Source organism: Streptomyces sp. SDT5-1 (assembly GCF_052245995.1).
In the GTDB taxonomy this organism is placed as follows: domain Bacteria; phylum Actinomycetota; class Actinomycetes; order Streptomycetales; family Streptomycetaceae; genus Streptomyces.
This window is the reverse complement of record NZ_CM125963.1, coordinates 978,061-1,003,769: the sequence shown is the minus strand read 5'-3', so window position 1 is coordinate 1,003,769 and position 25,709 is coordinate 978,061. Positions and strand designations below refer to the sequence as shown.

General features: G+C 72.7%; 25 protein-coding genes. 17 read left to right on the top strand and 8 right to left on the bottom strand.

Annotated elements, in window-relative coordinates:
- Window positions 1-36: 36 nt before the first annotated feature.
- Window positions 37-1,563, top strand: a complete 1,527-nt coding sequence (locus tag ACTWJ8_RS04765) for an SDR family NAD(P)-dependent oxidoreductase (protein WP_443263036.1) — start codon at window positions 37-39, stop codon at window positions 1,561-1,563.
- On the opposite strand, the gene ACTWJ8_RS04760 is transcribed toward ACTWJ8_RS04765, so the two are convergent.
- A complete protein-coding gene (locus ACTWJ8_RS04760; protein ID WP_356380685.1) occupies window positions 1,542-2,378 on the bottom strand; it encodes an SDR family oxidoreductase in 837 nt (278 codons plus the stop codon). The two genes, ACTWJ8_RS04765 and ACTWJ8_RS04760, sit on opposite strands and share 22 nt — an antisense overlap.
- An 81-nt stretch (window positions 2,379-2,459) precedes the next feature.
- Entirely contained in the window at window positions 2,460-3,023 is a 564-nt protein-coding gene (locus tag ACTWJ8_RS04755) for an HD domain-containing protein (RefSeq protein WP_443263035.1), read from the bottom strand.
- 130 nt (window positions 3,024-3,153) lie between these two features.
- Here ACTWJ8_RS04755 and ACTWJ8_RS04750 point away from each other — a divergent pair, with 130 nt between their 5' ends.
- The 4 genes from ACTWJ8_RS04750 to ACTWJ8_RS04735 all read left to right on the top strand — a co-directional run bounded on the left by ACTWJ8_RS04750 (window position 3,154) and on the right by ACTWJ8_RS04735 (window position 5,820).
- Window positions 3,154-3,519 carry a hypothetical protein gene (locus ACTWJ8_RS04750; protein ID WP_443263033.1) on the top strand — a complete coding sequence of 122 codons (366 nt, stop codon included), beginning with the start codon at window positions 3,154-3,156 and terminating at the stop codon, window positions 3,517-3,519.
- 58 nt (window positions 3,520-3,577) lie between these two features.
- Window positions 3,578-4,333: a DsbA family protein gene (locus tag ACTWJ8_RS04745; protein WP_443263031.1), complete on the top strand. Its 756-nt coding sequence runs from the start codon at window positions 3,578-3,580 to the stop codon at window positions 4,331-4,333.
- The gene (locus tag ACTWJ8_RS04740) at window positions 4,330-5,175 is read left to right on the top strand and encodes a cytochrome c biogenesis CcdA family protein (RefSeq protein WP_443263029.1); all 846 of its coding nucleotides are present in this window, start codon (window positions 4,330-4,332) and stop codon (window positions 5,173-5,175) included. The genes ACTWJ8_RS04745 and ACTWJ8_RS04740 overlap by 4 nt, the downstream gene beginning before the upstream one ends.
- Window positions 5,176-5,643: 468 nt before the next feature.
- On the top strand, window positions 5,644-5,820 hold the full coding sequence (locus tag ACTWJ8_RS04735) for a hypothetical protein (RefSeq protein WP_356380671.1): 177 nt from the start codon (window positions 5,644-5,646) through the stop codon (window positions 5,818-5,820).
- Between the two features lie 18 nt (window positions 5,821-5,838).
- On the opposite strand, the gene ACTWJ8_RS04730 is transcribed toward ACTWJ8_RS04735, so the two are convergent.
- Both ACTWJ8_RS04730 and ACTWJ8_RS04725 read right to left on the bottom strand, forming a co-directional pair.
- Complete coding sequence (locus ACTWJ8_RS04730; RefSeq protein ID WP_443263027.1) at window positions 5,839-7,482, bottom strand: amidohydrolase; 1,644 nt, start codon at window positions 7,480-7,482, stop codon at window positions 5,839-5,841.
- A 44-nt stretch (window positions 7,483-7,526) separates the two neighbouring features.
- Window positions 7,527-9,008 carry an APC family permease gene (locus ACTWJ8_RS04725; protein WP_443263025.1) on the bottom strand — a complete coding sequence of 494 codons (1,482 nt, stop codon included), beginning with the start codon at window positions 9,006-9,008 and terminating at the stop codon, window positions 7,527-7,529.
- 156 nt (window positions 9,009-9,164) lie between these two features.
- Here ACTWJ8_RS04725 and ACTWJ8_RS04720 point away from each other — a divergent pair, with 156 nt between their 5' ends.
- Window positions 9,165-9,866 (top strand): TetR/AcrR family transcriptional regulator, encoded by a 702-nt coding sequence (locus ACTWJ8_RS04720; protein ID WP_443263023.1) that lies wholly within the window; start codon window positions 9,165-9,167, stop codon window positions 9,864-9,866.
- 7 nt (window positions 9,867-9,873) lie between these two features.
- On the opposite strand, the gene ACTWJ8_RS04715 is transcribed toward ACTWJ8_RS04720, so the two are convergent.
- Complete coding sequence (locus ACTWJ8_RS04715) at window positions 9,874-10,743, bottom strand: GNAT family N-acetyltransferase (protein ID WP_443263021.1); 870 nt, start codon at window positions 10,741-10,743, stop codon at window positions 9,874-9,876.
- Window positions 10,744-10,746: 3 nt separating this feature from the next.
- The gene (locus tag ACTWJ8_RS04710; protein WP_356380656.1) at window positions 10,747-11,481 is read right to left on the bottom strand and encodes a FadR/GntR family transcriptional regulator; all 735 of its coding nucleotides are present in this window, start codon (window positions 11,479-11,481) and stop codon (window positions 10,747-10,749) included.
- A 209-nt stretch (window positions 11,482-11,690) separates the two neighbouring features.
- Between ACTWJ8_RS04710 and ACTWJ8_RS04705 the strand changes: the two genes are divergently transcribed.
- Genes ACTWJ8_RS04705 through ACTWJ8_RS04670 form a run of 8 tightly spaced genes read left to right on the top strand, consistent with a single transcriptional unit; the run spans window position 11,691 to window position 19,777 of the window.
- Window positions 11,691-12,854: a sugar ABC transporter substrate-binding protein gene (locus ACTWJ8_RS04705; RefSeq protein ID WP_443263019.1), complete on the top strand. Its 1,164-nt coding sequence runs from the start codon at window positions 11,691-11,693 to the stop codon at window positions 12,852-12,854.
- Window positions 12,851-14,380: a sugar ABC transporter ATP-binding protein gene (locus ACTWJ8_RS04700; RefSeq protein WP_443263017.1), complete on the top strand. Its 1,530-nt coding sequence runs from the start codon at window positions 12,851-12,853 to the stop codon at window positions 14,378-14,380. Before ACTWJ8_RS04705 ends, ACTWJ8_RS04700 begins: the two co-directional genes overlap by 4 nt.
- A 37-nt stretch (window positions 14,381-14,417) precedes the next feature.
- Window positions 14,418-15,419: an ABC transporter permease gene (locus ACTWJ8_RS04695; protein ID WP_443264806.1), complete on the top strand. Its 1,002-nt coding sequence runs from the start codon at window positions 14,418-14,420 to the stop codon at window positions 15,417-15,419.
- Between the two features lie 27 nt (window positions 15,420-15,446).
- Window positions 15,447-16,826: an L-fuconate dehydratase gene (locus ACTWJ8_RS04690; protein ID WP_443263015.1), complete on the top strand. Its 1,380-nt coding sequence runs from the start codon at window positions 15,447-15,449 to the stop codon at window positions 16,824-16,826.
- Window positions 16,823-17,599, top strand: a complete 777-nt coding sequence (locus tag ACTWJ8_RS04685; protein WP_443263014.1) for an SDR family NAD(P)-dependent oxidoreductase — start codon at window positions 16,823-16,825, stop codon at window positions 17,597-17,599. The genes ACTWJ8_RS04690 and ACTWJ8_RS04685 overlap by 4 nt, the downstream gene beginning before the upstream one ends.
- A 5-nt stretch (window positions 17,600-17,604) precedes the next feature.
- A complete protein-coding gene (locus tag ACTWJ8_RS04680; protein ID WP_443263013.1) occupies window positions 17,605-18,603 on the top strand; it encodes an aldo/keto reductase in 999 nt (332 codons plus the stop codon).
- Window positions 18,600-18,914, top strand: a complete 315-nt coding sequence (locus tag ACTWJ8_RS04675; protein WP_356380638.1) for an L-rhamnose mutarotase — start codon at window positions 18,600-18,602, stop codon at window positions 18,912-18,914. The genes ACTWJ8_RS04680 and ACTWJ8_RS04675 overlap by 4 nt, the downstream gene beginning before the upstream one ends.
- Window positions 18,911-19,777 carry an amidohydrolase family protein gene (locus ACTWJ8_RS04670; protein WP_443263012.1) on the top strand — a complete coding sequence of 289 codons (867 nt, stop codon included), beginning with the start codon at window positions 18,911-18,913 and terminating at the stop codon, window positions 19,775-19,777. The genes ACTWJ8_RS04675 and ACTWJ8_RS04670 overlap by 4 nt, the downstream gene beginning before the upstream one ends.
- Here ACTWJ8_RS04670 and ACTWJ8_RS04665 read toward each other — a convergent pair.
- The gene (locus ACTWJ8_RS04665; RefSeq protein WP_443263010.1) at window positions 19,738-21,147 is read right to left on the bottom strand and encodes a lipase maturation factor family protein; all 1,410 of its coding nucleotides are present in this window, start codon (window positions 21,145-21,147) and stop codon (window positions 19,738-19,740) included. The two genes, ACTWJ8_RS04670 and ACTWJ8_RS04665, sit on opposite strands and share 40 nt — an antisense overlap.
- A gap of 75 nt (window positions 21,148-21,222) precedes the next feature.
- Here ACTWJ8_RS04665 and ACTWJ8_RS04660 point away from each other — a divergent pair, with 75 nt between their 5' ends.
- Window positions 21,223-23,325, top strand: a complete 2,103-nt coding sequence (locus ACTWJ8_RS04660) for a SpoIIE family protein phosphatase (protein WP_443263009.1) — start codon at window positions 21,223-21,225, stop codon at window positions 23,323-23,325.
- A gap of 13 nt (window positions 23,326-23,338) precedes the next feature.
- Window positions 23,339-24,202, top strand: coding sequence for an Fpg/Nei family DNA glycosylase (locus ACTWJ8_RS04655; RefSeq protein ID WP_443263008.1), 864 nt, complete (start codon window positions 23,339-23,341; stop codon window positions 24,200-24,202).
- 4 nt (window positions 24,203-24,206) lie between these two features.
- On the opposite strand, the gene ACTWJ8_RS04650 is transcribed toward ACTWJ8_RS04655, so the two are convergent.
- Entirely contained in the window at window positions 24,207-24,860 is a 654-nt protein-coding gene (locus tag ACTWJ8_RS04650; RefSeq protein WP_443263007.1) for a zf-HC2 domain-containing protein, read from the bottom strand.
- 79 nt (window positions 24,861-24,939) lie between these two features.
- On the opposite strand from ACTWJ8_RS04650, the gene ACTWJ8_RS04645 reads away from it, so the two are divergent.
- The gene (locus tag ACTWJ8_RS04645; protein ID WP_443263005.1) at window positions 24,940-25,674 is read left to right on the top strand and encodes a LytR/AlgR family response regulator transcription factor; all 735 of its coding nucleotides are present in this window, start codon (window positions 24,940-24,942) and stop codon (window positions 25,672-25,674) included.
- Window positions 25,675-25,709: the final 35 nt, after the last annotated feature.

Here is a 25,709-nt window from a genome sequence, read left to right as displayed (position 1 = left end):
CGCGCGACGCGCGAGACCCTAGGAACGGCAGCGGCGATGACGGTGACAGACGACAACCAGGCCCCTCAGGCCTCCGTGGAGCCGGAGGTCGCCTCCACGGACCCGGAGGCCGAGTTCGGCCCCGGCATCGACCCCGAGCGGCTGGCCGTCTGCCTCAGCGTCCTGGCGGAACTCGACACGATCGATGTCGATCACCCCGACGCGATCACCGTCCGCCGCGCCACCGCCGGCATCTACCGGACCGTGAAGCAGCGCCGCCGCCAGGAGCGCCGCGCCGCGAAGACCGCCCACGACAAGGCGGTCACCGAGGCCACCGCGACCGGCTCCGCGCAGCGCATCGACGACGAGACCGAGGGCATCCTGCCGTCCTCGCGGACCGAGGAAGGCAAGATCGCGGGGATACTCCAGCGCCCCCGCTCCTGCTACACCTGCAAGACCCGGTACGTGGAAGTCGACTACTTCTACCACCAGCTCTGTCCCGACTGCGCCCGCCTCAACCGGAACAAGCGCGACGCCCGCGCCGACCTGTCCGGCAAGCGCGCCCTGCTCACCGGCGGCCGCGCCAAGATCGGCATGTACATCGCGCTGCGCCTCCTTCGCGACGGCGCGCACACCACGATCACGACCCGCTTCCCGAAGGACGCCATCCGCCGCTTCAAGGCGATGGAGGACTCCGCGGACTGGATCCACCGCCTGGAGGTCGTCGGCATCGACCTGCGCGACCCGGCGCAGGCCGTGTCCCTGGCCGAGCAGGTCGCCGCCGCCGGACCGCTCGACATCCTCATCAACAACGCCACGCAGACCGTGCGCCGGCTGCCCTCCGCGTACGCCGCCCTCGTCGACGGCGAGAGCGCGCCGCTGCCCGCGGGCGAGCTGCCGCCGCACACCGTCATTGGTGCGTTCAACTCGGGCGCCGTCGACGGCATCCAGGCGCTTCCCCTCGGCACCAGCGGCCTCGACGCGCAGAAGGTCGCCGACCTCGCGCTCGTCGCGGGCAACGCGAGCATCGAGCGGCACCTCGCCGGGACCGCCATCGACGCGGGCGGCCTCGTCCCCGACGTCGTCGAGTCCAACACGTGGGTGCAGACCATCGACCAGATCTCCCCGGTCGAGCTGCTCGAGACCCAGCTGTGCAACTACACGTCGCCGTTCATCCTCATCAGCGCCCTGCGCCCGGCCATGGCCGACGCCGCCAAGAAGGCCGAGAGCGGACGCGCGTACGTCGTGAACGTCTCGGCGATGGAGGGCGTCTTCGGCCGCGGCTACAAGGGCGCGGGCCACCCGAACACGAACGCCGCCAAGGCAGCGATGAACATGGTGACCCGCACCAGCGCCCAGGAGATGTTCCAGGCCGACGGCATCCTCATGACGTCCGTCGACACCGGCTGGATCACCGACGAGCGCCCGCACTACGACAAGCTGCGCCTCGCCGAGGAGGGCTTCCACGCCCCGCTCGACCTGATCGACGGCGCCGCCCGCGTCTACGACCCCGTCGTGCGCGGCGAGGCCGGCGAGGACGTGTACGGCGTCTTCCTCAAGGACTACGCGCCCGGGAAGTGGTGACGCAGCCGCTGGTGGACGGCGTCGTTCGCGGCGCCGCCCGCTGAGGCCGCGCGCACCCGCGTACCGCCGTCCACGAGCAGCTCGGCGCCGGTGATCCAGGACGCCTCGTCCGACACCAGCCAGCGCACCGCCCGCGCCACGTCCTCCGGCTCCCCGATCCGCCCCGCCGGAAGGCCCGCCGCCACCGACTCCTCGGCCCGCTCCCACACGAAGCGGGCCATCTCGGTGCGCACGAGGCCGGGCGACACCGAGTTCACCCGCACCAACGGGCCCAGCTCGCCCGCCAGTTGGGCCGTCAGATGCAGCAGCGCCGCCTTGCTGGTGCCGTACGCGCCGACGTTCGGCCCGACATGTCCCGCGCCCTCCGTGCAGACGTTGACGACGGCGCCGCCGTGCTCGCTCATCCACGCCCGCCACGCGCACTGCACCAGGCGCAGCGGCGCCTCCACGTTGACCGTGAAGGCGGCGCGCCACGCGTCGGGGTCGGCGTCCATGAGCGGCCCGTACGGCTGGTTGGTCGCGGCGTTGTTCACGACGACGTCGACCCGGCCGAACTCCGTCATCGCCCGCTCGGTGACCTCCCACAGATGCGCCGGATCCGCCACGGACCCCGGCACACCCACCGCTTCGGCGCCCCGCGCCCGCAGCGCCGCGACGGTCTCCCGCACGCCGTGCGGGTCCCGCGCCGTCACGCACAACAGGGCGCCGCAGTTGGCCAGTTCCTCCGCGACCGCGCGACCGATGCCGCGCGAGGCACCGGTCACGACGGCCGCCCTGCCGTCGAGCACACGCGGGTCGGTGGGACGCGAGGTCATGCGCGTACGGTCTCACGGCCGACCGGCGCATGACGATGTGTCAGCCGTGCACGGTTCGTGGGTCGTTTGTGGAGGCGGGCCCTAACGCACGTACGAGGTCCGCGCCGCCGCCACGAGTTCCAGGACCGGCCGCCAGTCCTCGAGGATCCCCGCGTCCAGGCCCACGACCTTGCCCGCGTCGTCCGCCTGTCGCAGGGTCACCGCGTCCTCCGCGAGCGGGTCGGCCTCGAACGCCGCGACCTCGCGCGGCGTCATCGGCCCGCCCTGCACGCCGAGTGTCAGCGCGCTCTGCGCGGACAGGCCACGCCCCGGCTCGACCGCCGCCAGATATCGCTTCGCCGGAACGTGCATCCGTACGAGGCCTGCCACCCGCGCGCCGAGCAGCCCGCGCACCGCGTCCGCCGCCCGGTCCGCGTGCCCCGCGTCGTCCCCCGGGCACAGCAGATGCCCGATGTCGTGCACGAGCCCCGCGACCTGCAACTCCTTGTCGCTGGGCCGGGAGCGGCGCAGCAGCGCGGCCGTCTGCAGCGCGTGGTCGTGCAGGTCCACGGGATCACCGCTGCGGTCCGGGGTGTCCCACGCGCCCCGGCAGGCGTGCAGGGCGGCCATCAGTTCCTCGACGGTGCGCAGTTCGACGCGATCCATGGACGACTCCTCCCGAAGCTCTTCCGCAGCCTGCCCGGAAGCAGACCATGGCGAACTGAGGCCGAGCCGACCCACCGGACAACAGGACGTGAACGCTGACCCTTTCCCCCTATGGTGCAGAATTGCCCGCATGCGCCGCCTCACCGTCCCCGCCCTCCTGGTGACCCTGCTGGTCACCGTGGTCGGCGCGGCCTGGGGCAGCGACGCCGCGACCGCGCCCGCCGACCGGGCCCCGGCCCTCGTGTCGGCCCCTCACCTGTCGTCGCCGGGCACCCCCGACTGCGACCGGGAGGGACGGCACGCGCCCGACAGTCGCCAGGGCGTGCCCACGCGCGGCACGACCGCCCACGAACTCCTCGCCCCGCTCGCGTACGAGCACGGGCTCGGCGCGACCGCCCCGCTCACCGGCATCGTCCCGCCCACCCCGCAGGGCCGCGGACCCCCGCCGCCGCACGATCCGCCCGGCCACGTCGAACTGTCCGTCCTGCGCGTGTAGATGACGCCCCGTTCCACCCGTCATCACGCACACCCACGCACGCAAGGACGACTTCGTCATGCCCAAGAACACCACCACCCGCGCCAAGCAGCGCCGCTCCGCCGCGATCGCGGCGGCCGTCGCCGTGGCCGCGACCCTCCTCGGCACCGTCTCGTACACCGCGACCCGGCCCGAGGACCGTACGGATGTCGCCGACCAGCAGCAGACGGACACCGCCGAGAACGCCGACGCGCTCACCGACAAGCTCCAGAAGCTCGCCCGGCGCGACGCGAAGGACCCGCTCGCGCAGGGCCGCGCCGACGCGCCCGTGGTGCTCATCGAGTACGCCGACTTCAAGTGCGGCTACTGCGGAAAGTTCGCCCGCGACACCGAACCCGCCCTCGTGAAGAAGTACGTCGACGACGGCACGCTGCGCATCGAGTGGCGCAACTTCCCGATCTTCGGCGCCGACTCGAACGCCGCCGCGCGCGCCGCCTGGGCGGCGGGGCAGCAGGGCCGCTTCTGGCAGTTCCACAAGGCGGCCTACGCCGAGGGCGCCAAGGACAAGGGCTTCGGCGCGGACCGTCTCGACGCGCTCGCCCGCGAGGCCGGGGTGAAGGACCTCGACCGGTTCCGCTCCGACCACGACAGCAAGGCCGCCCGCGCCGCCGTGAAGAACGACAGCGACGAGGCGTACGCGCTCGGCGCCACCTCCACGCCGTCCTTCCTCCTCAACGGGCAGCCCATCGCGGGCGCCCAGCCCACCGCCGCGTTCGAGCAGGCCATCGAGGCGGCGAAGGCGCAGTCCACCGCGAAGTCCGGCGGCGGCAAGTGAGCGACATCGGCTACTTCGCGGCGTTCCTCGGCGGGCTGCTCGCCCTGCTCAGCCCGTGCAGCGCACTGCTGCTGCCCGCGTTCTTCGCGTACTCCATCGACAGCCCGACCAGGCTCGTCGCCCGCACCGGCGTCTTCTACCTCGGGCTCGCCACCACCCTCGTCCCGCTCGGCGCCGCGGGCTCGTACGCGGGACGCTTCTTCTACGGGCACCGTGATCTGCTCGTCTCCGTCGGCGGCTGGCTGATCATCGCGCTCGGCGTGCTCCAGATCGCGGGCCGCGGCTTCGCCTCCCGGCGCATGTCGGAACTCTCCGGCCGCATCCGCCCCACCAACGCCGTGTCCGTGTACGCGCTCGGCGCCGTCTACGGACTCGCCGGATTCTGCGCGGGACCGATCCTCGGCAGCGTCCTCACGGTCGCCGCGCTCGGCGGCCACCCGGTGTACGGAGGGGCGCTGCTCGCCGTGTACGCCCTGGGCATGGCCGTGCCGCTGTTCCTGCTCGCCCTGCTGTGGGAACGGTTCGACCTCGGCAAGCGGCGCTGGCTGCGCGGCCGCCCGGTGCGCATCGGCCGTTTCGAGACGCACTCCACGTCGCTCGCCTCCGGCCTGTTCTTCCTGGCGCTCGGGACGCTGTTCCTCGTGTTCGACGGGACGACGGCGCTGCCCGGACTCCTCGACGTCGACAACTCGTTCGCGGCCGAGCAGTGGGCGCGCGGCATCGGCGACCGGGTCCCCGACCTGCTCGTGGTCGTCGTGGCCTGCGCGCTCGTCGGGGCGTTCTTCGTCGTACGGGCCCTGCGCGGGCGCCCCGCGCGGGAGTCGGCGCCGGACAGCGGTTAGTTCCGAGGGCAGGGGCGAGTTGGCGCCAAACTCCGGCGCCGGCCGCCCCCGCCCCAGCCGTCCCCGTGGTCCCGGCCGACGCACTGGTGCGCGTCGGCGCCGGGCCGCGACACGCCGTGATGTCCTGAAGTGCCCCCGTACGAGGGAAAACCCTTCGCGTCGGTACGGGGGTTCATGGCTGAATGAACAGCGGGCAACCCCCGAAAGACCCAGAGATTTCAGCCCCATCGAGCGGACCCCCGCTCATTTGGTTAGTCTGTAGCCGGACGGTCACCGCAAGTGGGCCCGACACCTTGACCCATGGTGGCCGTCCCGGGAATGACCGAGAACCACGGCCGGCCCCACCAGCGACAAACCGGCGCCACCGCGCCCGAACTGGCCCTCTACACAAGCCCGATCGGGCGCTGGACCCGCGCGACGCCGGTCCGGCCTGCCGACGCGGGTTACCCGACACACAAGGAGTGCGCGGTGACACCAGAGAAGACGAACCACGAACAGAGCCCCAAGGAACGGGCGGAGCGGGCCGGCCGGCGCAGGCCGCAGAAGCTCGGCAGCCTCGACGTGTGGGCCCGGTCGGCGCCGATCCGCCTCGCGGGCTACGAGGACGATCTGGCCGAACCGCACATTCTGCCCAGCGTGGACTGACCCGAGGGCCCTCGCGGGTCAGCGTGAGAAGACCCGCAGGCCGCCGACGAAGGTCTGCTCGACCCGCGTCGAGCCGATCTCCGTCGGCGGCCCGGCGAACGGGTCCCGGTCCAGGACCGCCAGGTCGGCCAGGTACCCCGCCGCGATCACCCCGGTCCCGCCGTCGAGATGGTTCACGTACGCGCTCCCGGAGGTGTACGCCGCGAGCGCGTCGGCCAGGCCGATCCGCTGCTCCGGCAGGAACACCGGTGTCCCGGCGGGCGCGTCCGCGAGGACCCGATTCACCGCCACATGGATGCCGTGCAGCGGATCGGGGCTGCTCACCGGCCAGTCGCTGCCCGCCGCGAGCGTCGCCCCGGCCCTCAGCAGCGCCCCGAACGGATATTGCCAGGAGGCCCGCTCCGCCCCCAGGAACGGGATCGTCAGCTCGTCCATCTGCGGCTCGTGCGCGGCCCACAGCGGCTGCATGTTCGCCGTCGCCCCCAGCTCCCTGAACCGGCCGATGTCGTCGGGGTGCACCACCTGCAGATGCGCCAAGTGCGGGCGCGTGTCGGACCAGCCATTGGCCCTCCGTGCCGCTTCCACGGCATCGAGTGCCTCCCGCACCGCCCGGTCGCCGAGCGCGTGGAAGTGCACCTGGAAGCCGTGGCCGTCCAGCTCGGTGACGTACTTCTTCAACGCCTCGGGCGGTACGAAGCTGATCCCGCTGTTGTCCGAGCGGCAGCCGCAGCCGTCGAGGTAGGGGCCGAGCAGCGCCGCCGTGCCGTTCTCCGCGACCCCGTCCTGCATGATCTTCACGGTCGTCGAGCGCAGCCGCCCCCGGGTGCCGGCCTCTCTGCGCGCGAGGAGTTCCTCGATCTGTTCGGTGCCGCGCGCACGGTCCCACCACAGCGCGCCCACGACCCGCGCGGTGAGCCGGCCGTCGTCGGCGCACGCCAGATACGCGTCCGTGGGGTCGGTGAGATTGGCGTGGTCGCCGAGGATGGCGTCCTGCCAGGCCGTGACGCCGAGAGAGTGCAGATGCTCCTGGGCGCGGAGCAGTCCCGCGATCCGCTCCTCGCGGGTGACCGGCGGCAGCAGCCGTCCCACGAGATTCGCGGCGCCCTCCTGGAGCATGCCGGTCGGCGTTCCGTCGGCGGCACGCTCGATGCGGCCGTCGGACGGGTCGGGCGTCGGGGCGTCGATACCGGCGGCGGCCAGCGCGCGGGAGTTGACCCACGCGCCGTGGTGGTCGCGGTTGACGAGATACACCGGCCGGTCCGGCACCAGCGCGTCGAGCTCGGCCGCCGTCGGCAGACCGCCGGGGAACGCCTCCATCGCCCAGCCGCCCCCGGTGATCCACTCGGCCTCCGGGTGCGCGGCCGCGTACCCGGCGATCAGCTCCCGGTACGCGGCGAGCGTCGTCGCCCCGCTCAGATCGCACTGGCCCATCTCCATGCCCGCGCCGACCGGGTGCGCGTGCGCGTCCTGGAAGCCGGGGACGAGCAGCTTGCCCGCCAGGTCCACCACGTCGGTGCGCGGCCCGATCAGCTCGCGCACCTCGTCGTGGCCGACGGCGACGATCCGCTCGCCGCGCACCGCGACCGATGTGGCGCGGGTGCGGGCGGGGGAGCCGGTGTGGACGGGGCCGCCGGTGAGGACGAGGTCGGCGGGTGCGGACATGGTGTCAACTCCTTGTGCGGGTACGGGGTTTGGGAAGGAAGCGCTCAGTCGGCGGTGGGCCCGGCCAGTTCGACCGCGTCGGCGTCCGTGCCGCGGCCGGTCCTGAAGTAGGGCGAGCGGCGCCCGTACTTGGCGACCCCGGCCATCACCAGGCCGGTCACGACGATCGCCGCGGGCACGGCGAGCATGAACCAGCCGTTGTCCGGCGACAGCGCGAAGCGGTCGCTCATCGTCGCGTACGAGTACGCCAGATACGCGCCGATGCCGAGAAGCGCGAGGCCGCTGAGTCCGGGCACGAGGACCGCGCGGACCGCCTCGCGCGGCGCCGCCCGCAGCAGAGGGCGGAAGCGGACCGCGCAGGCCAGGGCCGTGAGGCCGTAGTAGAGGGCGACAGTGAGGCCGATGGAGTTCACCGCCGCGAGGATCATCTCGTTCAGCTTCGGTATCGCCAGGGCGAGCAGCGCGACGGCGGCGGCGATCGACATCACGACGACGGTGCCCGCGGCGGGCGAGCCGTAGCGCGGGCTGACCCGCGTCCACACCCGGCCCATCGTGCGGTCCCGGCCCATCGCGAGCAGCCCGCGCGCCGTCGGGATCACACTGGCCTGCAGGGACGCCACCGCCGAGAACAGCAGCGCGAGCAGCGGCAGACTGGCCACCGGCTCGTCCGCGAGCTTCGCGCCGAGGTACGTGAGGGCCTGCGGGCCCTGCTCGACCAGTTCGGGCAGCGACATCTCGCGCTGGAAGGCCACCGAACCGTAGAGGAAGAGGGCCAGCATCGCGAACAGGGCGATGAAGCCGCCGCGGCCCGCGTCCCCGATGTCCTTCGTCTCCTCCGTGACGGTGAACGCGGCGTCCCAGCCCCAGAAGAAGAACACCGCCAGGACGAGTCCCTGCGCGAACGCCGTGCCGTCGTGGATGTCGAAGGGGTTGAGCCACGACCACTGGAAGGCGTGCGCCCCGGTGACCAGTGACCAGCCGCAGAACCCGAGCAGCACCGCGTACTCGAAGACGAGCAGCCACGCCTGGAGCCGGGTCGCCTTGCGGACGCCCGTGACCGCGGTGACGGTGACGGCGGTGAGGACGAGCAGGCCGACGATGGTCGACAGCGCCGTCGAGTTCGGGTCGAGGCCGAGCCCGAGCAAGGAGTGCAGGCCCGCCTTGTTCGCGAACTGGAGGAAGACCGAGCCGGTCACCGCGCTCGTGTACGCCATGAACACCAGCGTGCCGACGAGCGTGACCCAGCCGGTGAGGAAGCCGAGCCAGGGGCCGAGCGAACGACCCACCCACACATAGCCGTTGCCCATGTTGGGCTCCTGGCGGTTGAGCCTGGCGTAGGCCGTCGCGATGCCCAGGATCGGCACGAACGCCACGAGCAGGATCGCCGGCGCCTGGAGCCCGACGGTCGCGGCGAGCGAACCCATTCCGATGCCGATGCTGGTGGTCGCGGCGGTGCTGGACGCGGCGATGGCGATGCCGTCGACGACGCCGAGGGAGCGGCGCAGACCCGGTGGTTCGCTTCTCATGATCGATCTCCTCGGGACAGAGAGGCGGGGGAGAGGTGCGAGGGGAGGCGACCGCGATCAAATCGGCCTTGCCGAGTTGCGTCAATGGTGTTGTCATAAGCGGCCCACGGTGCTGTCCTGGGCGCACCGTGAGCGGGCGAGCGAGGGGAGAGGACCATGGCGGAGGGGCGGATACCGGTGGAGCGGCGGCGCCGCAAACCCACCAAGTCGGGCGTACTGCTGTCCGACGACGTGATCGTCGACTGCGCGCTGCGCCTGGTCGGGCAGCACGGGCCCGACGCGCTGAGCGTACGACGGCTCGGCGCGGCGCTCGGCTGCGATCCGAGCGCGCTGTACCGGTACTTCCACAGCACGGACGACCTGCTGCTCGCCGTCTCCGACCGGATCATCGGCGAGGCCATGGACGGCTTCGAGCCCGAGCGGATGGCGTGGCGCGACGGGCTGCGCGAGTTCGGTCTGCGCATCCACCGCGGCTACCGGGCGCATCCGCGGGTGGCGGCGCTGGCGGCGTATCGGGTGACGCGGCGGGCGCACGAGTTCCGGGCCGTCGACGCGGGCATCGGGCTCCTTCGGCGGGCCGGGTTCGGCGACGCGGACGCGGTGCGCCACTACTCGGCCTTCGTCGACACCGTCCTCGGGCATGCCGCCCTCGACGCCGCGTATCTGGCGCTGCCCGCGGAGCGGCGGGATGCGGACGACCGGTCGTGGACGGCCGAGTACGCGAATCTGCCCGCCGACACGCACCCCCAACTCGACGCGGTACGGGGCCACTTGCCGTTGATGGCGGGCAGCTCGTTCGAGGGCGCCCTGGAACTGCTGCTCACCGCGTTGGAGTCGGCGGCGGGGGCGTCGGAGTGAGGGTGGCTCAGGAGAAGCGGTAGCCGGCGAAGTCGTCGATGCGGACGTAGCCGAGGCGCTGGTAGAGGGCGTTGCTCGTCGGGTTGTCCGGGTCGGTGAACAGGACGACCTCGCGGGCGCCCGCCGCGAGCGCGGCCCTGCTGGCCTCCGTCGTCACGGCCGCCGCGTAGCCGCGTCCTCTGAGGTCGGCCGGGGTGTAGACGGGGTCGATGCGGATCATGCCGCCGATCAGGGAGGTCGCGGCGGCCATGGAGGCGGGGGTGCCGTCCGGGGTCTCCCAGAAGGTGAAGTGCCGGTCGGAGAAGCGCGACTCCGACCAGGCACCGGCGTCGATCAGGTCGATGGAGCGCTGCTCGTCGACGTCGACGCAGAACTCACGGCACCAGCGCACGAGTTGATCGTGGTCGGCCGCTGTGGGCGTGCGCCCTCGGCCGGGCGGGAGCGGGTGGGGCGGCGTGAGGGTGTCGAGGCGGTAGAGGTGGGTCCGCCAGAAGAGTTCGCCGGTCGCGCCGGTGCGCTGCCGCCAGGCCTCGGCGAAGGCGGTGGCCGTCGAGCGGTCCGCGATGACGTTGGTGAACTCCAGGCCGTGGTCGGCCAGTTGGTCGGCCAGGCGGTCTGCCCGGTCGGCGGAGAGCGAGGTCAGGCCGAGGCGGCCGCGCGGCGTGCGGTAGAGGACGGCGCGGACCTCGCCCGCCGACTCCAGCAGGCCGAAGACGGCGGTCCGTGAGCCCCCGCTCTCGGGCCCGCCGACCCGCAGCTTCTCGATGTCGGTCAGCCATGTGTTGTGCAGGGCGGGGCGGGAACGCAGGAAGTCACCCGCGCGGGAGAGGAAGTCGTCGAGGTCCTCGGTCAGGCGCCAGTTCTCGTCCGTGGTCATGCCTCATGATCCCCCGGCGTCGCCGACCTGTCCCCGCAACCACTCCTCCACCTCGCCGACGTGCGCCGCCGCGGCCGCGCGGGCCGCCTCCGGGTCGTGGTCGTTCAGGGCGCGCAGGATGCGGGCGTGTTCGCGGCGGGTGCGTTCGAAGGCGCCCTCCTGCTCGTAGCCGCGCCACACGCGGGCGCGGAACGTGCGGGAGGACAGGCCCTCCAGGATCGCCGCCATCGTGTCGTTGCCCGCCGCCGCGGCGATCGTCCGGTGGAACGCCAGGTCGTGGGCGAGGATCTCCTCCGGGTCGTCCGTCGCCTCCATCGCCGCCAAGTGGTCGGCCACCTCGGCGAGTTGGGAGCGGGTGATGCGGGCGGCGGCGAGCGCGGTGGCCGTCGACTCTAGGATGCGGCGCACTTCCAGGAGCTCGACGAGCTGCGTGCCGCGCGACAGATCGGCGACCACGCCGAACGTCTCCAGGAGGTCGCCCGCCTCCAACTGCGTGACGTAGATGCCCGATCCGTGCCGCGCCTCCAGGACGCCCAACACGGTGAGCGCCCGGATCGCCTCCCGCATGGAGCTGCGCGAGATGCCGAGCTGCGCCGCGAGGTCCCGCTCGGTGGGCAGCCGCTGCCCGGGCTGGAGGTCACCGCCGCCGATCATCGCCTTGACCCGCTCGATGGCCTGCTGGGTGACCGTGGCCTTCGGGGTGCCCGCGGCCTTCTGGGGGACGGTGGCCTTCTGCATGCCGCGCAGTGTAACCAGCGAGGTGGTCCGACCACTACCAGGGAAGTCGGACCACTTCTCCGTCCCGGAGGGCGTAAATACCGAGAAAACTTGGGTACGAAGGGTGTTGGCCCCCGGAAGTGGTCTGATAAATATCTCGGCGCGGACCGGAACCGGAGGCGCGGTGGCCGGTCGGGCCCCCACCACTTCAGGAGCCGAGGAGCAGTCCGATGACTGGCACCACGCAGGACCCGAAGGGAACGACGCAGGCAGCTGCGCAGGCAGCCTGGCGGGCGACTTCGCCGGAAGCGGTACGGGCGGATCGCGGGCGCGGGCGTGGATCCGGGAGGCGGGGGCGGCTCGGCGCGGTCGCCGTCCTCGGCTGCGCCGCCCTCGCCCTCACCGCCTGCGGCAGCACCAAGGACACCGCGGCGGGCGCCGGTGGCGGCGGGGGCGGCGACACCGGCAAGGTGGGCGTCGTCCTGCCCCTGCTGACCTCGCCGTTCTGGCAGTCGTACAACGACTACGTGCCGAAGATGGCGAAGTCCGAGGGCGTGGACGCGCTGAAGACTGTCAACTCCAACAGCGATCCGTCGCAGCAGATCACCGACATCAACAACCAGCTCAACCAGGGTGTGAAGGGCCTCGTCGTCGCCCCGCTCGACAGCGCCGCCATCGGCGCCGGGCTCGACCAGGCCGAGCGCAAGGGCGTGCCCGTCGTCGCCGTGGACGTCGCACCCGACAAGGGCAAGGTCGCCATGGTCGTCAGGGCGAACAACGTCGCGTACGGCAAGAAGGCCTGCACGTACCTCGGCGACCACGTGAAGTCCGGCAAGGTCGTGCAGGTCATGGGCGATCTCGCCTCCGTGAACGGCCGGGAGCGGTCCAAGGCGTTCCGGGACTGCGTCAAGGAGAAGTACCCGAAGCTGAAGGTCCTGGAGATCCCGGCGAAGTGGGAGTCGGACACCGCGGCGTCCAAGCTCGACACCCTCCTCAACGCCAACCCCGACATCAAGGGCATCTACCTCCAGGCCGGCGGCGTCTACCTCGCGCCGACCCTCCAGACCCTCAAGTCGAAGGGGATGCTGAAGAAGGCGGGCGACCCGGAGCACATCACCATCGTGTCGAACGACGGCATCCCGCAGGAGTTCGCCGCCATCCGCAAGGGCCAGATCGACGCCACCGTCTCGCAGCCCGCCGACACCTACGCCAAGTACGGCATGTACTACATCAAGGCGGCGATGCAGGGGAAGACGTTCAAGCCGGGCCCCACCGACCACGGCTCGAAGATCGTGAAGCTGCCCAGCGGCATCCTGGAGGACCAGCTGCCCGCGCCGCTGGTCACCAAGAAGAACGTCGACGACCCCGAGCTGTGGGGAAACACCGTCAAATGACCGCCCCCACACCCCCGTTGGTCGAGGCGCGCGGCATCGTCAAACGGTACGGCCCCACGGTCGCCCTCGCCGACGGCCGGCTCACCGTGCGCGCGGGCGAGTCCCACGCGCTCGTCGGCCGCAACGGCGCGGGCAAGTCCACGCTCGTCCAGGTCCTCACCGGCCTCCAGGCCGCCGACGCGGGCAGCCTCACGTTCGACGGCCGGCCCGCGCCGCCGCTCGGCGACCGGGAGGCATGGCGCGCCAAGGTCGCCTGCGTCTACCAGAAGCCCACCGTCATCCCCGATCTGACCGTCGCGGAGAACCTCTTCCTGAACCGGCAGCCCGGCGCCCGGCGCGGCTTCTTCAGCTGGAAGAGGCTGCACGGCGCCGCGCGCGAACTGCTCGACCACTGGGACGTCCGTGTCGACCCCGACGCGCGCACCGCGGACCTCAAGGTCGAGGACCGCCAAATGGTCGAGATCGCACGGGCGTTGAGCGGCGGCGCCCGCTTCATCGTGCTCGACGAGCCGACCGCGCAGCTCGACAACCGAGAGATCGAGCGCCTCTTCGCCCGCATGCGCGCCCTCCAGGACTCGGGCGTCACCTTCCTGTTCATCTCGCACCACCTCCAGGAGGTGTACGAGGTGTGCCAGACGGTCACCGTGCTGCGCGACGCCCGCTGGATCACCACGGCGCCGGTCGCCGAACTGCCACGGCCCGCGCTCGTCGAGGCGATGGCGGGGGAGGCGGTCGCGGAACAGGCGGCGGCAGCGGCCGAGGCGGTCGTCGAGCAGGCCGCGGAGGAGGCCGTCGAACCCGTCGTCCTCGAGGCCGCGGGCCTCACGTCGGAGACGTACGAGAACGTGGATCTGACCGTGCGGCGCGGCGAGGTCGTCGGGCTGGCGGGCTCAAGCGGCAGCGGCAAGATCGCCCTCGCGGAGTCCTTCGCCGGACTGCACACACCTACGTCGGGCACCGCACGCCTCGACGGGCGCCCGCTGCCCTTCGGGGACGTGTCCGCCGCGCTGGCCGCCGGCGTCGGGTGCGTGCCGCGCGACCGGCACGACCAGGGGCTCGTCACCGGCATGTCCATCGGCGACAACGCGACCCTGTCCGTGCTCGGCCGGCTCGGCACGCGCGGATTCATCGGCACGGAGAGCCGCAGGCGGTTCGCCGGTGAGCTGATCGAGCGGCTCGACATCCACGCGGAGGGGCCCGACCAGCCCGTGTCCGACCTGTCCGGTGGCAACGCGCAGAAGGTCGTGATGGCCCGCGCGCTCGCCTCGGACCCGCGGCTGCTCGTGCTCATCAATCCGACCGCCGGGGTCGACGTGAAGTCCAAGGAGTCGCTGCTGCGCAGGGTCGACAGCGCGCGGGACGACGGCACGGCGGTGCTCGTGGTCTCCGACGAGCTGGACGATCTGCGGCGCTGCGACCGGGTGCTCGTCCTGTTCCACGGGCGAGTGGTGGCGGAGCACGCGGCGGGGTGGGCGGATCACGAACTGATCGCATCGATCGAGGGGGTCGCAAGTGACGTCCAGTAACGAAGCACGCCTCCTGGACGAGAGGCCGCGGGGCCCGGTGAAGAGCCCCGAGACGTCCCTCGCGGCGCCGGCCAAGAGCGTACTGCTGCGCCGCGCCCGCGAACTCGCCCTCGTCCCCGCCCTGTTGCTGCTCGTCGTCCTCGGCGCCGTCCTCAACGACTCGTTCCTGACCGAGCAGAACATCATCACCATCCTCGGCTCGTCCGCCGCCCTCGCCATGGTGGTGCTCGCCGAGTCGCTCGTCCTCATCAGCGGCAAGTTCGACCTGTCGCTCGAATCGGTCGTCGGCATCGCGCCCGCCTTCGGGGCGCTGCTCGTGCTGCCGGTCGCGCAGTCCGGCTTCGGCACCGGATTCCCCGTCGCCGTCTCGCTGTTGGCGGTGCTCGTGGCCGGGGCGTGCATCGGCGCCTTCAACGGCGTGCTCGTCGTCAAGCTGAAGCTCAACGCGTTCATCGTGACGCTCGCGATGCTGATCGTGCTGCGCGGTCTGCTCGTCGGAGCCACCAAGGGCAAGACGCTGTTCGGGATGCCCGACGCGTTCTTCGCGCTCGCCACCTCCACGTTCCTGCGGGTCCCGATGTCGGTGTGGTTCGCCGCCATCGCGTTCGGTGTCGCCGGGCTCGTCCTCAAGTACCACCGCGTGGGCCGCGCCCTGTACGCCATCGGCGGCAACGCGGAGGCCGCGCGCGCCGCCGGCATCCGCGTCGAGCGCGTCATGCTCGGCGTCTTCGTCGTCGCCGGTGTCCTCGCCTCCGTCGGCGGCATCATGCAGACCGGCTACGTGGGTGCCATCAGCGCCAACCAGGGCAACAACATGATCTTCACGGTGTTCGCCGCGGCCGTCATCGGCGGCATCAGCCTCGACGGCGGCAAGGGCACCATGTTCGGCGCCCTCACCGGCGTGCTGCTGCTCGGCGTCGTGCAGAACATGCTGACCCTCGCCCAGGTGCCGTCCTTCTGGATCCAGGCCATCTACGGCGGAATCATCCTGCTCGCCCTCATGGTCGCCCGTGTCACCACCGGCCGCGCCCAGGACTGACCCCCGTCCCCGCCCGAAAGGCAGCACGTGACCTCCACCCCGCCCCGCGTCACCGCCGTCGACACGTACGACATCCGGTTCCCGACCTCACGGGAGCTCGACGGCTCCGACGCCATGAACCCCGACCCGGACTACTCCGCCGCGTACGTGGTGCTGCGCACCGACGACCCCGACGGGCACGATGGGCATGGCTTCACGTTCACCATCGGGCGCGGCAACGACGTCCAGGTCGCCGCCATCGACGCGCTCGCCCACCACGTCGTCGGACGCCCGCTCGACGCGCTGTGCGCCGACCCCGGAAGCCTCAACCGCGACCTGATCGGCGACAGTCAACTCCGGTGGCTCGGGCCCGAGAAGGGCGTGATGCACATGGCGATCGGCGCCGTCGTCAACGCGGCCTGGGACCTCGCGGCCAAGCGCGCGGGACGCCCTCTGTGGCGGCTGCTCGCCGAGGCGGACCCCGCGTGGCTCGTCTCCCAGATCGACTTCCGGTACATCGCCGACGCGCTCACCCCCGAAGAGGCCCTCGCACTCCTCGAGGCCGGACGGGAAGGCGCCGCCGAGCGCACCGAGCAACTCCTGGAGCGCGGCTACCCCGGCTACACCACCTCGCCCGGCTGGCTCGGCTACAGCGACGAGAAGCTGACCCGCCTCGCCCGGCAGGCCGTCGCCGACGGCTTCACCCAGATCAAGCTGAAGGTCGGCGCCGACCTCGACGACGACATCCGCCGCTGCCGCACCGCCCGCGCCGTCGTGGGCCCCGGCATCCGCATGGCCATCGACGCCAACCAGCGCTGGAACGTCGGCGACGCCGTCCGCTGGACCAACGCCCTCGCCGAGTTCGACCCCTACTGGGTGGAGGAGCCCACCAGCCCCGACGACATCCTCGGCCACGCCGCGATCCGCGAGGGAGTCGCCCCGGTGAAGGTCGCCACCGGCGAACACGTGCAGAACCGCGTCGTGTTCAAGCAGCTCCTCCAGGCGGGCGCCCTCGACGTCCTCCAGATCGACGCCGCCCGCGTCGGCGGCGTCAACGAGAACCTGGCGATCCTGCTGCTCGCCGCGAAGTTCGGCGTCCCCGTCTGCCCGCACGCGGGCGGCGTCGGCCTGTGCGAACTCGTCCAGCACCTGTCGATGTTCGACTACGTCGCGCTGACCGGCACCACCGAGGACCGGGTCATCGAGTACGTCGACCATCTCCACGAACACTTCGTCGACCCGGTCGTCGTCGACCGCGGCCACTACGCCGCCCCCACCGCGCCCGGCTTCTCCGCCACCATGCGGCCCGCGTCCATCGCCGAATTCACCTACCCCGACGGCGAGTTCTGGGCGAAGGACCTCGCGGGGCACCCGGCCGAAGCCGGCAAGCAGACCGAAGCCCCCGAGCAGAACGGAGCCCCCGCATGAGCGACGCCGCCCGCAGCGTCCAGGACTTCGCAGGACTCAAGGCCCTCGTCACCGGCGGCGCCTCCGGCATCGGCCGGGCCACCGCCGAACTCCTCCTCGCGCGCGGCGCCGACGTCGCCGTACTCGACCGCGACATCACCGACGTCGACAAACCGCTGCGCGGATACGCCGCCGATGTCACGGACGACGAGGCCGTCAGGGCCGCCGTCGGCGCCGCCACGGCCGACCTCGGCGGGCTCGACGTCCTCGTCAACAACGCGGGCATCGGCGCCCAGGGCACCGTCGCCGACAACGACGACGCCGAATGGCACCGCGTGCTCGACGTCAATGTCGTCGGCATGGTGCGGGTCGCCCGCGCCGCGCTCCCCGCGCTGCGGGAGTCCGCGCACGCCGCCATCGTCAACACCTGCTCCATCGCCGCCACCGCCGGGCTCCCGCAGCGCGCCCTGTACTCGGCGTCCAAGGGGGCCGTGTATTCGCTGACCCTGGCGATGGCAGCCGACCACATCCGGGAGGGCATCCGCGTCAACTGCGTCAACCCCGGCACCGCCGACACCCCCTGGGTGGGCCGGCTGCTCGACCAGGCCGACGACCCGGCCGCCGAGCGCGCCGCCCTCGAAGCCCGCCAGCCCACCGGGCGCCTCGTCTCCGCCGCCGAGGTCGCGGGCGCCATCGTCCACCTGGCGAGCCCGCTGTCGGCGGCCACCACCGGCACGTCCGTCGCCGTCGACGGCGGCATGCAGGGGCTGCGGCTGCGCCCCGCGGGCCAGTGACCGGGATGCGGACCGCCCGGCTCGGGCGCGGCGACGTCCGTGTCACCGCGCTCGGCTTCGGCGGCGCCGCCGTCGGCAACCTCTACACGCCGGTCGGCGACGAGGACGCGCACGCCGCGCTCGCCGCCGCCTGGGACGCGGGCCTGCGCTACTTCGACACCGCGCCGCACTACGGCCTCGGCCTGTCCGAACGCCGCGTCGGCGCGTTCCTGCGCACCAGGCCCCCGGGCTCGTACACCCTGTCCACCAAGGTCGGCCGGCTGCTCGCGCCGTACGACGGCGGGGGCGACGACAGCGCCGACGGGTTCGCCGTGCCCGCGGGCACCCGCCGCGTGTGGGACTTCAGCGCGGCCGGGGTGCGCCGCTCGATCGAGGAGAGCCTGGAGCGGCTCGGCGTCGACCGGATCGACGTCGCGTACCTCCACGACCCCGACGACCACGCGAAGGAGGCATTCGGCGAGGGCTATCCGGAGCTGGAGCGGATGCGCGGCGAACGGCTCGTGGGCGCCATCGGCGCGGGCATGAACCAGGCCGCGATGCTGACCCGCTTCGTCCGCGACACCGACGTCGACGTGGTGCTGTGCGCGGGCCGCTACAGCCTCCTCGACCAGCGGGCCCTGCGCGAACTGCTGCCCGCGGCCGTCGAACGCGGCGTCTCCGTCGTCGTCGGCGGCGTCTTCAACTCGGGGCTGCTCGCCGACCCCGCACCCGGCGCCACCTTCGACTACGCGCAGGCGCCGCCCGAACTCGTCGCCCGCGCCCAGGAGTTCCAGGCCCTCGCCGCACGCCACGGCACCACCCTGCGCGCCGCCGCCCTGGCCTTCCCCTTCGGCCACCCCGGCGTCACCAGCGTGCTCGTCGGCACGCGTTCCGCTGCCGAAGTCCGCGACACAGTCGCGCAGTTCACCGCCGATGTCCCCGCCGCGTTCTGGCAGGAGGCCCGCGACCGCGGACTCCTCCCGGCGGACGTGCCCGTACCGTCCGAACAGGAGCCGCACCCGTGAGAGTCGCCCTGCACACCAAGGTCCGCGCCGACCGGATCGACGCGTACGAGGCCGCCCACCGCGAGGTGCCGGACGAGCTCGTCGCCGCGATCCGCGCGGCGGGCGCCCGGCAGTGGACGATCTGGCGCAGCGGCACCGACCTGTTCCACGTCATCGAGTGCGAGGACTACGCCCGGATGCTCGCCGAACTCGACAGACTGCCCGTGAACATCGCCTGGCAGGCCCGCATGGGCGAGCTCCTCGACGTCGTCCACGACTACTCCGCCGAGGGCGCCGACGCCGGACTGCCCGTCGTGTGGGAGCTGCCGTGACCGCCCCCGGCATCGTCGACGCGCACCACCACGTGTGGGACCTCGCCGTGCGCGACCAGGACTGGATCACCGGACCGGAACTCGCCCCGATCCGCCGCACGTTCACCCTCGACGACCTCGCTCCCGACCTACGGGCGGCCGGTGTCGAGGCGAGCGTGCTCGTGCAGACGGTCACGGTCGCCGAGGAGACGCCCGAGTTCCTGGCGCTCGCCGCGCGCAACGACGTCGTCGCGGGCGTCGTCGGCTGGACCGACCTCACCCGCACCGACATCGCCGTCACCCTCGACCGGCTGCGGGAGTTGCCGGGCGGCGAGCACCTCGTCGGCATCAGACACCAGGTGCAGGGGGAGCGGGACCCGGAGTGGCTGCTGCGGCCCGACGTGCGGCGCGGTCTCGCCGCCGTCGCGGACGCCGGACTCGTCTACGACCTCGTGGTGCTGCCCCACCAGCTGCCCGCCTGCGTCCGCGCCGCCGCCCACCACCCCGAACTCTCCTTCGTGCTCGACCACTTGGGCAAGCCGCCGATCGCGACGGGCGAGCTCGAGCCCTGGCGTGACCATGTGCGGGCCCTCGCCGCGCTGCCCAACGTCGTGTGCAAGTTGTCCGGCATGGTCACCGAGGCCGACCACGCGCGCTGGACCGTCGACGACCTGCGCCCGTACGCGGACACCGTCCTCGACGCCTTCGGGCCCGCCCGCGTGATGTTCGGCTCCGACTGGCCGGTGTGCACGCTCGCCGCCACGTACACCGAGGTCGTCGACACCGCGCGGACGCTGGTCGGCGGCGCGGACCCGCACGTGTTCGGCGAGACCGCGCGCCGCGTCTACCTCAGCCGGGTCGGCGGCAGGAACTCCCGCACGTAGGTCCGCTCCCACCACGCCCCCGTCTCCCGCAGCTCCCGCCACGACGTGAACCGGTACCGGTACACCAGCGCCCTGATGTGCACGGGCGGCGCGTCGGGCGGGAACGGGGAGCGGCGCAGCAGCCGCAGCGTGTCCCTGTCACCCTCCAGGAGCCGCTCCACCAGCCCCTGGAACCAGGAGCGGGCATAGGCGGGCGACAGCGCGGCGAACCACATCATCCAGTCGAGCCGCAGGTGGTACGGGGCGAACTGGCGCGGAAGGCGCCGCGGATCGCCGGGCTTGCCCTTGAACTCGTACGCCAGCCAGCCGGAGTCGGGGCGCGGCACCTCGTCGGCCGTTCCCTCGATGACGATCTCCTGGCGGACCCGGCCGACCGAGCCGAACGCCCCGTACGTGTTGACCAGGTGCAGCGAGTCGTAGCTGCGGTTCATGGACTGCCGGCGCGAGAGCAGATTGCGGGTGGGGCGGTAGCTGAGCGCGGCCACCGCGACCGTGAGGGCGATGACCACCACCTCGTACCAGAGCGGGGCCTCGGGCAGGGCGGGTGGCGCGTGCAGCCGGGACAGGTCGAGCGCGGACAGGGCGAGGACGATGGCCAGCCAGTTCAGCCACGCGAAGTTGCCGGAGGCGACCAGCCACAGCTGGGTGACGATCATCAGGGCCGCCGCCCAGGTCGCGACCGGCTGCGGCGTGAACAGCAGGAACGGCACCACCAACTGGGTGACGTGGTTCGCGGCGACCTCCACCCGGTGCAGCGGGCGCGGCAGATGGTGGAAGAACCAGCTCAGCGGGTTCGGCATCGGCTGCGTCTCGTGATGGAAGTCCAGACAGGTGAGCTTTCGCCAGCACGCGTCGCCGCGCATCTTGATGAGACCGGCCCCGAACTCGAGCCGGAACAGCACCCAGCGCAGCAGGAACAGCACCAGGACCGGCGGCGCCACCTCGTCGTTGCCCAGGAACACCGCCAGGAAGCCGACCTCCAGGAGCAGCGACTCCCAGCCGAAGCCGTACCAGGTCTGGCCCACGTTCACGATCGACAGATACAGCACCCACGGCACCAGCCACAGCAGCATCGCCGCCCACAGCGGCAGCAGCCCGTCCACGCCCGCGAGCAGCCCCGCCGCCACCGCGGCGCCGCCCCACGCGCACCCCGCGAAGAACCGGTCCGAGTAGTGGAGGCGGAACAGCGTGGGCGCCGCCTTCCACGGCACCCGCGCCAGGAACCGGGGGACCGGCGTCATTCCGCGCTCCCCGATCAGCGCCCTGAACTGGAGCGCCGCGGCCACGAACGCGACGAGGTAGAGCGCCGCCAGGCCCCGCTGGAACACCAGACGGGCCAGCCAGTAGTCCGAGGCGCCGAACCAGTCCATGTCTCCAGTGTGTGCCCCGATGCGCGGCAGGGTCACGACGTGCGCGCCGAGGGGGCTCGGCCTAGCGTGGGGCCCATGGGCGCGGGTACCGGGGGCGGCGAGGAGCCCGGGAACGCCCCAGGCGGGGAGGGCCCGGACGACGCGCCGCGCGGATTTCTGGAGGCCTACGGGCGCGGACTGCGCATGGGCAGCTTCGACTGGGACCTCGACACCGGCCTCATGGCCATGGACGCGCAGGCCCACGACGTCTTCGACATGCGGCCCGACGAGTACGACGACCGGCCCGAGACCCTCGCCTCCCGGGTCCCCACCGACGAGGGCGCCCGCCTCGACGGCGTCGTCTCCCGCGCCCTCAAGAGCGGCGAGGAGACCTACGGCACGTACTTCCGCATCCGCACCCGGTCGGGCGAGCTGCGCTGGACCCACACCCGCGGCTACATCCGCCGCGACGAGCAGGGCCGGCCGCGCCGCATCGTCGGTATCGTCCGCGACGCCACCGACGAGCTGAACGACGCCACCGTGCACGCCGAGCGGGAGGCGCGCGAGGCCCTGCGGCGCCGCGAGACCAGCGTCGTGCAGAACACCACCGCTGCCCTCGCGCACGCCCGCACCGTCAAGGACGTCATCGACGTGCTCCGCGACAACCAGGGCATCGAACACCTCGGCGCCACCAGCTTCGTCCTCGGCCTGGTCAAGGGCGGCCGCATCCACCTGCTCGCGGAGGGCCCGGAGGGCAGCTTCGTGCCCGGCACCGGCATCACGCCGGTCGACGCCCCGTACCCGATGAGCGAGACCGTGCGCACCCTCAAGCCGCGCTTCATCGAGTCCGCCGCCGAGTTCGCCACCTCGTACCCGGAGCTGTGGCCGCACATCACCCACCTGGAGATCAGTTCGGCCGCCTATCTGCCGCTGATCGCCCAGGCTCGCCCCATCGGCGCCGTCGGCCTGCTCTACCACGACCGCGAGGGCTTCACCGAGTCCGAGCGCAACGTCCTCGTCGCCCTCGGCAGCAGCATCGCCCAGAGCCTCCAGCGCGCCATGTTCTACGAGATGGAGAAGGACCTCGCCCAGGGCCTCCAGCAGGCGATGCTGCCGCGCACCATCCCCGACGTGCCCGGCGCCGACCTCGCCGTCCGCTACCGCGCCGCCTCCCTCGGCCGCGACATCGGCGGCGACTGGTACGACGTGATCCCGCTGCCCGGCGGCCGCGTCGGCGCCGTCATCGGCGACGTACAGGGCCACGACACGCACGCCGCCGCCGTCATGGGCCAGCTGCGCATCGTGCTGCGCGCCTACGCCGCCGAGGGCCACACGCCCGCCACCGTCATGGCCCGCGCCTCCTCCTTCCTGCACGAACTCGACACCGACCGCTTCGCGACCTGCCTCTACGCGGAGGCCGACCTGTCGACCGGCGTCGTCCAGCTCGTCCGGGCCGGGCACCTCGATCCGCTGCTCCGCCTCCCCGACGGCAGCTGCCGCAGGCTGCCCGTCGCGGGCGGACTCCCGCTCGGCCTCTCGGCCGAGTTCGGGCGGCTCACCTACCCCGTCACCACGGCGGAGCTCGATCCGGGACAGACCCTGCTGCTGTGCACCGACGGCCTCGTCGAGCAGCCGGGCGCCGACCTCGACGACGGGCTGCGGATCCTCACCTCGCTCATCGGGACGGGCCCCGACGACCTCGACCGGCTCGCGGACCGGCTCGTCGCCTCCGTCGAAGCCCGCGACGCCGAGGACGACGTGGCGCTGCTCCTGCTGCGCAGGCGCGGCGCGGGCGCCGTGCACAGCGGCGGCCGGCTCACCGAGCACGTGCCGCCCGGCGACCCCGAGGCGCTGCGGGCCGCCCGCCACATGATCCGGCACGCCGTCCGCGCCTGGGGCGCCAAGGGCACCGCCGACGAGATCGAACTCGTCGCCGACGAGATGATCACCAACGCGCTCATGCACACCGAAGGGCCCGCCATCGTCACCCTGCGCGTCCTCACGGGCGGCGACCGCAGGCTCCGCGTCGACGTGGAGGACACCTCCAGCGCCCTGCCGCGCCGCCGCGAGGCCGGCGAGGACGGCGTGTCCGGGCGCGGGCTGCTCCTCGTCGACCAGCTCGCCGACCGCTGGGGCGTCGAGGCACGAGGGGGCGGAAAATGCGTCTGGTGCGAATTCGTGGTGCCCGCGCGCGAATGAGAGGCTGGAGAGCATGCCGGAGCTGCCCGAGGTCGAAGCGCTCAAGGACTTCCTCACCGACCACCTGGTGGGGCACGACATCCTGCGCGTCCTGCCGGTCGCCGTGAGCGTCCTGAAGACGTACGACCCGCCGCCCACCGCCCTCGAAGGCCGCACGGTCGCGTCCGTGGCGCGGCACGGCAAGTTCCTCGACATCGCCACGGACGGCGGACCGCACCTGGTCACGCACCTCGCCCGCGCCGGCTGGCTGCACTGGAAGGACCGGCTGCCCGACGGCCCGCCGAAACCCGGCAAGGGACCGCTCGCGCTGCGCGTCGCCCTGGAGACCGGCGCAGGATTCGACCTGACCGAGGCGGGCACCACGAAGAAGCTCGCGGTGTACGTCGTCGGCGACCCGGCCGACGTACCGGGCGTGGCCCGCCTCGGCCCCGACCCGCTCGCGGACGACTTCGACGAGACCGCGTTCGCGACGCTGCTCGCGGGAGAGCGGCGGCAGATCAAGGGCGCCCTGCGCGACCAGGCGCTCATCGCGGGCATCGGCAACGCCTACAGCGACGAGATCCTGCACGCCGCCCGCATGTCCCCCTTCAAACCGACATCGGGCCTGAGCGCCGACGACGTGCACACGCTGTACGAGGCGATGCGCACGACCCTCACCGACGCGGTCGAACGCTCCCGGGGTGTCGCGGCGGGCCGGCTCAAGGCCGAGAAGAAGAGCGGCCTGCGAGTGCACGGCAGAGCCGGGGAGACGTGCCCGGTGTGCGGGGACACCATCCGCGAGGTCAGCTTCAGCGACAGCGCCCTCCAGTACTGCCCGACGTGCCAGACGGGCGGCAAACCGCTCGCCGACCGGCGGATGTCACGGCTCCTGAAATAGCGGATCACCGCAGCGGAAGCGTCAGGAGCCGCCGCCCGTCCGCCGCCCGCACCTCGAACCGCTCAAGGTCGGCGGGCCGCGCCGCCACCCCGCCGTCCAGGGCCACCGCCCCACCGCGCACCGCCCACGTCGCCACCGTCTGCTCCGCTCCGTCCCGGCCCACCGCCACCAGCTCGCACACCCGGGGCCCGCCCGGATCCCGCACGTCGAGGCCCACCGCCGTGCCCCAGTCCCGGCCGTCCGCCGTCAGCGTCGCCGCGACCCCCGACCCCGGATCACGCCCGCGCAGCGTCGCCGTGTGCCCGGCATCCGGGCCGGCCCCGGTCAGCAGCGCCACGCCCTGCCCCGCCGCCGCGAGCACCAGCACCGCCGCCACGGCCGCGCCCCACAGCCGGCGCCGCGCCCTGCGGTGCGCCGCCCCGAGCCGGTCCACCGCACGGTCGAGGAATGTCGGCGCGGGGCGCGCGAGCACGTCCACGTACGGCGGCGTCGCCCGCGCGTACAGGGCCAGGACGCCCGTCGTGGGCGCCAGTTCACCGACGAGCGACGCGCAGGTCGCGCACTCGGGCAGATGGTCCTCGAAGCGGAAGCGTTCCGCGGGGTCGAGAACCCCCAGCGCGTAGGCGCCGACATCGCGATGGCGTTCCAGGGACCACATGCCTTCCTCCGTCTGTCGCCCACCGGTACGCAGGAGGTGGCTGATTCATTCAAGCGACCGCGCGATTACACTCCGCCGCATGTTGCGCGTACTGGCCGTGGACGACGAGGAACCCGCCCTCGCCGAACTCCTGTACCTCCTGCGGGCCGACCCGCGCGTGCGCAGCGCCGAGGGCGCCACCGACGCCAACGAGGCGCTGCGCCGCATCGGTCGCGCCCTCGAAGGCGGCGACGGCGCGATCGACGTGCTGTTCCTCGACATCCAGATGGCGGGCCTCACGGGCCTCGACGTCGCCCGCCTCCTCGCCGGCTTCGCCCGGCCGCCGCTGGTCGTGTTCGTCACCGCGCACGAGGACTTCGCGGTCAAGGCGTTCGACCTGAAGGCCGTCGACTACGTCCTCAAGCCGGTGCGCCGCGAACGCCTCGCCGAGGCCGTCCGCCGCGTCGCCGAGCGTGCCGCGGCCACCGCTCCGCCCGCCACCGTCACCGACCGCATCCCGGTCGAACTGGGCGGCGTCACCCGCCTCGTGGCCATTGCCGACATCACGTACGCCGAGGCGCAGGGCGACTACGCGCGTCTGCACACCGAGGACGGCGCAAGCCACCTCGTGCGGATCCCGCTCAGCACCCTGGAGGAACGCTGGCAGGAACTCGGCTTCGTCCGCGTCCACCGCAGCCACCTCGTCGCCCTGCACCGCATCGACGAACTCCGCCTCGACGGCGCCGGGATGACCGTCAGGGTCGGCGAGGCGGAGATCGCGGTGAGCCGCCGCCACGCGAGCCGCGTCCGCGAACTCCTGATGCGCAGACCGTGAGCCGTCTGGCCGCCCCCGGGGCGAACCCTTCCGCG

Bases quoted from the DNA above. Each gene is read 5' to 3' on its own strand.
- ACTWJ8_RS04765 (WP_443263036.1), top strand. From the start codon at position 37: ATGACGGTGACAGACGACAACCAGGCCCCTCAGGCCTCCGTGGAGCCG.
- ACTWJ8_RS04760 (WP_356380685.1), bottom strand. From the start codon at position 2,378: ATGACCTCGCGTCCCACCGACCCGCGTGTGCTCGACGGCAGGGCGGCC.
- ACTWJ8_RS04755 (WP_443263035.1), bottom strand. From the start codon at position 3,023: ATGGATCGCGTCGAACTGCGCACCGTCGAGGAACTGATGGCCGCCCTG.
- ACTWJ8_RS04750 (WP_443263033.1), top strand. From the start codon at position 3,154: ATGCGCCGCCTCACCGTCCCCGCCCTCCTGGTGACCCTGCTGGTCACC.
- ACTWJ8_RS04745 (WP_443263031.1), top strand. From the start codon at position 3,578: ATGCCCAAGAACACCACCACCCGCGCCAAGCAGCGCCGCTCCGCCGCG.
- ACTWJ8_RS04730 (WP_443263027.1), bottom strand. From the start codon at position 7,482: ATGTCCGCACCCGCCGACCTCGTCCTCACCGGCGGCCCCGTCCACACC.
- ACTWJ8_RS04725 (WP_443263025.1), bottom strand. From the start codon at position 9,008: ATGAGAAGCGAACCACCGGGTCTGCGCCGCTCCCTCGGCGTCGTCGAC.
- ACTWJ8_RS04720 (WP_443263023.1), top strand. From the start codon at position 9,165: ATGGCGGAGGGGCGGATACCGGTGGAGCGGCGGCGCCGCAAACCCACC.
- ACTWJ8_RS04715 (WP_443263021.1), bottom strand. From the start codon at position 10,743: ATGACCACGGACGAGAACTGGCGCCTGACCGAGGACCTCGACGACTTC.
- ACTWJ8_RS04710 (WP_356380656.1), bottom strand. From the start codon at position 11,481: ATGCAGAAGGCCACCGTCCCCCAGAAGGCCGCGGGCACCCCGAAGGCC.
- ACTWJ8_RS04705 (WP_443263019.1), top strand. From the start codon at position 11,691: ATGACTGGCACCACGCAGGACCCGAAGGGAACGACGCAGGCAGCTGCG.
- ACTWJ8_RS04700 (WP_443263017.1), top strand. From the start codon at position 12,851: ATGACCGCCCCCACACCCCCGTTGGTCGAGGCGCGCGGCATCGTCAAA.
- ACTWJ8_RS04685 (WP_443263014.1), top strand. From the start codon at position 16,823: ATGAGCGACGCCGCCCGCAGCGTCCAGGACTTCGCAGGACTCAAGGCC.
- ACTWJ8_RS04680 (WP_443263013.1), top strand. From the start codon at position 17,605: ATGCGGACCGCCCGGCTCGGGCGCGGCGACGTCCGTGTCACCGCGCTC.
- ACTWJ8_RS04665 (WP_443263010.1), bottom strand. From the start codon at position 21,147: ATGGACTGGTTCGGCGCCTCGGACTACTGGCTGGCCCGTCTGGTGTTC.
- ACTWJ8_RS04660 (WP_443263009.1), top strand. From the start codon at position 21,223: ATGGGCGCGGGTACCGGGGGCGGCGAGGAGCCCGGGAACGCCCCAGGC.
- ACTWJ8_RS04655 (WP_443263008.1), top strand. From the start codon at position 23,339: ATGCCGGAGCTGCCCGAGGTCGAAGCGCTCAAGGACTTCCTCACCGAC.
- ACTWJ8_RS04650 (WP_443263007.1), bottom strand. From the start codon at position 24,860: ATGTGGTCCCTGGAACGCCATCGCGATGTCGGCGCCTACGCGCTGGGG.
- ACTWJ8_RS04645 (WP_443263005.1), top strand. From the start codon at position 24,940: ATGTTGCGCGTACTGGCCGTGGACGACGAGGAACCCGCCCTCGCCGAA.